Source organism: Halopenitus sp. H-Gu1, assembly GCF_041821145.1.
Classification (GTDB): domain Archaea; phylum Halobacteriota; class Halobacteria; order Halobacteriales; family Haloferacaceae; genus Halopenitus.
Map to the genome: position 1 here is coordinate 1 of NZ_JBGUBC010000061.1, position 1,069 is coordinate 1,069.

1 protein-coding gene is annotated in these 1,069 nt (G+C 57.7%); it reads left to right on the top strand.

The features are described 5' to 3' along the window. Positions 1-55: 55 nt before the first annotated feature. Positions 56-1,048 carry a transposase gene (locus tag ACERIT_RS16130; protein ID WP_373675871.1) on the top strand — a complete coding sequence of 331 codons (993 nt, stop codon included), beginning with the start codon at positions 56-58 and terminating at the stop codon, positions 1,046-1,048. Positions 1,049-1,069: the final 21 nt, after the last annotated feature.

The window sequence follows — 1,069 nt, forward strand, 5'->3', positions numbered from 1 at the left end:
AGAGGGTGTCATAGAACGATTGGCACACCAACAAGCAGGGTGAACGCTGAGGTGGATGAGTTCAGCGACCCTGCAAGATGATCCTTTGGTAGAGTCGTTCTTCAATGATGTCGAGACAGAGACGCTAGCGCTGTTCGAGCACCTCTCCTTCGAGTTTCTCGAAGAGCTTGACGTGTTCGCCCCGGCCAAGACGGGGCGAACACGAGACCACGAACCACCAGAGCTGATGCGTGGCTTTCTCCACTGCTACTACAAGGACATCTACGGCATCCGTCCCGTTGAACGAGAGCTTCGGAACGCGGTTGTCTGGTTGAGCTGTGGCTTCGATCGACCGCCGTCGAGAGACGCGGTCGATCGCTTCCTCACCGATCTTGAATACGTTGTTGACAACGTCTTCACCCACCTCGTCGAGCAGGCCGCCCGCCGCGGCCTGCTCGACTTGACCTACTGTATCGATTCGACCGACGTGAGGGCGATGCCAGCCGACCCAGACGCGTCAAAGTGCTACGATCCAACCGAAGACGTGTACTACTACGGCTACGGCTGTACGATCGTCTCGACCGGGCAAAAGATACCAATCGCAGCGGAGTTCACAGAGAGCAAACAAGCACCAGAAGAGACGGCGATGCGCGTCACGCGTGACGCGCTCGCCGTCGAGCAACCGATCTGGATGGTTGGAGACAGCGCCTACGACACGCTCGACTGGCACGACCACCTGCTGGCCGCAGGGGTCGTGCCAGTCGCTCCGTACAACGCACGAAACGCCGATGACCCGAAAGACATCGATTACAGGGTCGAAGATCGAATCGAAAAACACAGCGAGGACGTACAGCTGAAGCAATCGACGCTAGACGAGACGTACAATCGGCGGAGTGGCGTCGAACGAACCAACGAATCAGTCAAGGACTGCGGCCTCGGGCGTGCGTTCGCCCGAGGCCGCGTTCATGCACGAGTACAAGTATTCCTCGCGCTGTGCCTTCGTCTCGTCGTTGCAATCACCAACTACGAACGTGGAGACAATCCAGGAAGTACCGTGATCACGGTGTGACAAGAGTTCTATGACACCCTC